Genomic DNA, 4,896 nt, shown 5'->3' with positions numbered 1-4,896 from the left:
GGGACGCGCGAGCGACCAACGGGAGCGAGGACCTCTCGCTCGACGAGGCATAGCCGAGGCAAGCGGCCCTTCCCGAAGGGAGGCGGCGCTACAAGTCAAGTAACACGCCTCGCTTGCCAACACCGCAGATTTGGTAGAACCCCATCTGCGGCATGACTTGACATCCAGCGAATAGCTGAGTACGCTTAGGTTGTTTAATGATCAATCCGCCTCGTATCGCGCGGGAAAAGAAAGACCGTCACAGGGCGAGCAGCGCCGCATTCGCCCGCTGCGAAGGGGGGAGAATATGAACGAACTTATCGTAATTTTTGCCGTCAGCGTGATTATTATCGGCTTTCTCATCCTGGTCGGCGCTGCCCTCTGGCTGGCAGCAGAGCGCCGCCGAACCCTATCGGCGCTGCCGAGGCAGCCACAGTGGCAAATCGGCAGCCAGCCGCCAGCGCAGCATGCTCCCTGGGCCGCCCAGAGGCCGCCTGTCCAGGAGCAGCCGCCAGCACAGCAGCCCGCAGCGCCGCCAACCCCGGCGGCAGCGCCAGCAGAAGTCATAGACAACGCCAGCAGCGCGCCCCCGACTGGACCACGCCCGCACAAAGAGGCGCACGCCTCCGGCGAGTACCCATCGGCGGCGCTCTACGACCAGACCCTGCTGCCGGAGCCACCAAAGCGGCGCACACGCCCCGAATCGAAATAAGCAGCGCCCTTACTCGCCGATGATCAGCGTGCGCCCGGTCATCTCTTTGGGCTGGGGAACCTGCAAGAGGTGCAGCATCGTTGGCGCGACATCGGCCAGAATGCCATCGCCGCGCAGGCGGGCATCGGGCATCTGTGGCACAGCGAAATACAGCGGTACCGGATTGGTCGTATGCGACGTGTGCGGCTTACCCGTATCATACTCAATCAACTGCTCGGCGTTACCATGATCGGCGGTAATCAGCGCCGCGCCGCCTTTCGCCAGCGCCGCATCCACCACGCGCCCCACGCCCGCATCCACCGTCTCCACCGCCTTAATAGCCGCAGCCAGCACAGCGGTATGCCCCACCATATCCGCATTTGCGTAGTTCATAATCACCACGTCATACTCGCCGCTGTTAATGCGCCGCACCGCCTCGTCGGTCACTTCCGGCGCGCTCATCTCCGGCTTCAGATCATAAGTTGCCACTTTGGGCGATGGCACCAGCAGCCGGTCTTCGCCAGGAAACGGCGCTTCGCGTCCACCGTTAAAGAAGAACGTGACATGCGCGTACTTCTCCGTCTCAGCGGTATGAAACTGACGCATCCCCCGATCCGAGAGCAACTTTGCCAGCGGCAGATCAACGTTATCTGCCGGAAAAGCCACGTCCACCGGCAGCCCCGACTCATACTCCGTCATCGTCACAAAGACCAGGCCATCCAGTTTTGGCCCGCGCGCAAACTTCCCCTCAGCCTGCGGCGGCAGCGTATCCAGCACAAAAGCTTTCGTCAACTCGCGCCCACGATCAGAGCGGAAGTTAAAATAGATCACGCTGTCGCCCGCCTTGACCGTCGCCACCGGGCGGCCATCCTGCATCAGCACAACGGGTACAATAAACTCGTCGGTCACTTTCTCATCATACGACTGTTGAATCGCCGCCACTGGATCGCTGGCCTGGCGGCCTTCGCCGCGCGTCATGGCGAAATAGGTTTTGGCGATCCGATCCCAGCGGTTATCGCGGTCCATCGCATAATAGCGCCCGGAGATCGTAGCCACCCGCGCCGGATGCGCGCTATCAATCTCTTCTGTCTGCGCCACCAGTTCCTTCATATACTCCAGCCCACCAAAGGGCGAGGTATCGCGGCCATCAGTGAAAGCATGGATGTAAACGCGCTCCACCTCATGCCGCGCCGCCAGTTGCAAACAGGCATAGAGATGGCTCTGGTGCGCGTGGACCCCGCCAGGGCCGATCAACCCGCACAAATGCAGCGCGCTATGGTTTTGCCTGACATGGTGAACCGCCTTGAGCAGCGCCTCGTTCTCAAAAAAAGTTCTATCGTGAATCGCCGAGGAGACTCGCGTAAACTCCTGAAGCACGCGCTTGCCCGCGCCAATATTCAGATGGCCCACTTCCGAATTGCCCATCTGCCCTTCCGGCAGACCCACCGCCGGGCCGCTGGTGGCAAGCTGTGTGTGGGGAAACGCGCGCGCAATCCGATCAATATGCGGAGTCTGCGCCAGCGCAATCGCGTTAGCCTCAGAACGGGGATTGATGCCCCAGCCATCCATCACAATCAGTACTAGTGGGCGGGGAACTGCTCCTGGCATAAGGTCTATAACTCCTTTCCCTTTATAGGAGAGCATTTCCAAACCAGTCCTCATGCTCCTTGATTTGGAAATGCTCTCAAACAAACGCTGCATTAGAGATCGAGTGCCGCTACATGGTGTGTCCCTAGCGTGAAAGAGACCTCGCCGCCGTGGTGGAGATCATGTTTGATGCTGCTCCAGATGATCCCTTGACGCGTGAAGCTATACGTTTGCTCGTCCTGCACCTCCGTGAACACGTCGTCCAGGTTGGCAGGGGTCCAGCGAACGAGCGCCGTCTGAATCATCTGCCAGGTGGCTTCAAGCCCACTTACTAACTCGGCGGCACTTCTTGGGGGTGCGCCTGGTACGTCCCATTGTTCCAATGGAGCCAGCTCAGCACCCCCCTCGCCCATGACCAGGTGAAAATTGCTGACCCGGCCACTAATGATATGGGCCACATTTTCACCGATAGAGCGCAGATGTGGAGCGACTCGCAGGGCGAGTTGTTCGGACGAGAGTGGGGCAATCGCCTTGATCAAGAGCGCCTGATAGGCATCCCACCCTGTGTAGAAAGGCAGAAGGTCTGTTTGTTGTTCGGCCATTGGAGTGATCCTTTCCTACGTGCGTAACGACACATACGCTCCTTAAGAGCCTCTCACGAAAAGCGGTCACATCTGGTCCGCATTGTGCGCTGGTATAAGTCTCCCTTGAAAGGCACTTCCTCACTTGAGCGAGTTTGGAAATGCCCTCTTTATAGGTATATCTGTGTGCTCAACCGATTCCCCACCTCATCGGCGCATCATCCGCCATCACCAGCAGCCGGTGAGTATGCCGGATGGGGAGTCCCTGAAAGAGGCCCCTTCGGGTAAGGCTGCTTGCCTCGGCTGGGCCTCGGCACTCTCGCCTACGGCTCGCGCAGCCTTACTTGATGGCCCAGGGCCACCAGGCGCGGCTGTAACCCCCAGCCAGGGCGGGGGCAACGGCCATATCACCAGCCCGGCCTATTATATCGCACTTCTTCCCAGGATTCTTGAGCATCTCGCCAGAAGCGGCGGTCGGTACAGAAAAGCCAGCTATGGAATAGTTCTTGCAGGCAAACAATGGCTGTCCTTCTCCCCTCGCGGAGATCACACGTTGAATGGCGCGAGGGGAGAGATTCTGAAGACACCAGGAGAAGGGGGGAGCAGATGCTGAGCTACAATGTGCTGGTGGTCGATGATGATACCGGCATCCGCGATTTGCTGGAAGGATTGCTGGAGGAAGAGGGCTATAATGTAGCGGCAGCGCGCAATGGACGCGAGGCGCTGGAACTCTTGCGCCAACGCACCGAACTCGGCCCACACGTCATTTTGCTGGACCTGATGATGCCGGTCCTCGATGGCTATGGTGTGATGGAAACGCTGGCCGCTGACCCACTATTACGCGGCAGCCACGCCATTATCGTAATGTCCGCTGCCCAACGACTCATGGGCAGCCATTTTGAGCTTGCCAACGCGCTCCTCCCCAAACCGTTTGCCATTGATGACGTGTTGGAAATGGTCAGCCAATGGACACATCGCATCACCCACCCCGATGAGGAGAAAGGCCAGCACGGCGCCCAGCCAACAACCGGGTGAAAAGCAGAGGAGAACGAAAGCGGGCGATACCCTCGGACTCCTTCATAGCGAGCTGGCCCTATTTGTTGGCAGTTTCCACTTCTTGCCTGGTATACAGCTTCTGGACCAGCAGCCGCAGCGTTCTGAGAAAGGTCTGCTGCTCCTCTGGCGTCAAAGTCGCCAGCACCGCGCGCATCTGGCGTCGTCGTTCGGCCAGATGCGCCTCGGCCATTTGCTGCGCGTGCGGAGCCAGGCGTACCCGCACCACGCGCCGGTCCTGGCTATCGCGCACACGCTCCACCAGGCTGCGCTTCTCCAGCTTATCCACCAGGCCGGTCACAGCAGGCGTCGTCACATCCAGCCCATCGGCTACCTCGCTCATTGTCTGCGGGCCATGAATTGCCAGGTGAACCACCAGCTTGATCTGCGCCTCCGGGATGCCCTCCGGCCTAGACCACCCCATCCCCTGCGACCCTTCCAATGGGCCACCGCCTTCAGGGCAGCCCTCTGGCCGCTGCGCTTCCTCAAATGCATGGAAATGCTGGGCGTGGGGATGAGGATGAAATTTCAGCGCAAACACTGCGCGCACCAGATCGCGGCAGATCGCCAGTCCTTCATTGACCTGTTGTTCTTGAACGTCCATCGCACACCACCCGGTAATTATTTAGGGCATTAATATTTAATCCACTAAAATTATAATATGCCTGGAAAGCCATGTCAAGCGCCGTTTCTGCCGGTTCTAGCAAAAATGAGGTGTTGGCAAGCGAGGCATGGTACTGGTAGCGCCGCCTTCCAGGCGGCCAACGCTGCGCCAGGGCGAGCGTTCGCCCTCCAGACCACCGTACCAGCAGGCCAGCGTCCAGCCGCCAAGAGGGACGCGCGAGCGACCAACGGGAGCGAGACTGCCGAGGCTGGACCGCGCGACCGAGCGCAGCGAGGGAGAATGCGGGAACTGGGCTGCGCGAGCGACCAACGGGAGCGAGGACCTCTCGCTCGACGAGGCCCAGCCGAGGCAAGCAGCCCAGGCCGCAGGCCCAGTTCCCG

General features: G+C 60.0%; 6 protein-coding genes. 3 read left to right on the top strand and 3 right to left on the bottom strand.

The annotated features are described in order from the left end of the window. The first annotated feature begins 286 nt into the window (after positions 1-286). Positions 287-691: a hypothetical protein gene (locus tag VH599_15785; protein ID HEY7349777.1), complete on the top strand. Its 405-nt coding sequence runs from the start codon at positions 287-289 to the stop codon at positions 689-691. A 9-nt stretch (positions 692-700) separates the two neighbouring features. On the opposite strand, the gene gpmI is transcribed toward VH599_15785, so the two are convergent. Together gpmI and VH599_15775 are read right to left on the bottom strand one after the other, a co-directional pair. Then, positions 701-2,278 (bottom strand): 2,3-bisphosphoglycerate-independent phosphoglycerate mutase, encoded by a 1,578-nt coding sequence (gpmI, locus tag VH599_15780; protein ID HEY7349776.1) that lies wholly within the window; start codon positions 2,276-2,278, stop codon positions 701-703. A 92-nt stretch (positions 2,279-2,370) separates the two neighbouring features. After that, a complete protein-coding gene (locus tag VH599_15775) occupies positions 2,371-2,859 on the bottom strand; it encodes a DinB family protein (protein ID HEY7349775.1) in 489 nt (162 codons plus the stop codon). Between the two features lie 585 nt (positions 2,860-3,444). Here VH599_15775 and VH599_15770 point away from each other — a divergent pair. After that, the gene (locus tag VH599_15770; GenBank protein ID HEY7349774.1) at positions 3,445-3,873 is read left to right on the top strand and encodes a response regulator; all 429 of its coding nucleotides are present in this window, start codon (positions 3,445-3,447) and stop codon (positions 3,871-3,873) included. A gap of 58 nt (positions 3,874-3,931) precedes the next feature. Here VH599_15770 and VH599_15765 read toward each other — a convergent pair whose 3' ends face one another. After that, positions 3,932-4,495 (bottom strand): MarR family transcriptional regulator, encoded by a 564-nt coding sequence (locus VH599_15765; protein ID HEY7349773.1) that lies wholly within the window; start codon positions 4,493-4,495, stop codon positions 3,932-3,934. A 127-nt stretch (positions 4,496-4,622) separates the two neighbouring features. On the opposite strand from VH599_15765, the gene VH599_15760 reads away from it, so the two are divergent. After that, on the top strand, positions 4,623-4,896 hold a 274-nt coding region (locus VH599_15760), incomplete at its 3' end, for a hypothetical protein (GenBank protein HEY7349772.1).

The organism is Ktedonobacterales bacterium, assembly GCA_036557285.1.
In the GTDB taxonomy this organism is placed as follows: domain Bacteria; phylum Chloroflexota; class Ktedonobacteria; order Ktedonobacterales; family DATBGS01; genus DATBHW01.
The sequence above is the reverse complement of the archived record's forward strand: the minus strand, read 5'-3'. Positions and strand labels throughout refer to the sequence as shown.

Bases quoted from the DNA above. Each gene is read 5' to 3' on its own strand.
- VH599_15785 (HEY7349777.1), top strand. From the start codon at position 287: ATGAACGAACTTATCGTAATTTTTGCCGTCAGCGTGATTATTATCGGC.
- VH599_15770 (HEY7349774.1), top strand. From the start codon at position 3,445: ATGCTGAGCTACAATGTGCTGGTGGTCGATGATGATACCGGCATCCGC.
- VH599_15765 (HEY7349773.1), bottom strand. From the start codon at position 4,495: ATGGACGTTCAAGAACAACAGGTCAATGAAGGACTGGCGATCTGCCGC.
- VH599_15775 (HEY7349775.1), bottom strand. From the start codon at position 2,859: ATGGCCGAACAACAAACAGACCTTCTGCCTTTCTACACAGGGTGGGAT.
- gpmI (HEY7349776.1), bottom strand. From the start codon at position 2,278: ATGCCAGGAGCAGTTCCCCGCCCACTAGTACTGATTGTGATGGATGGC.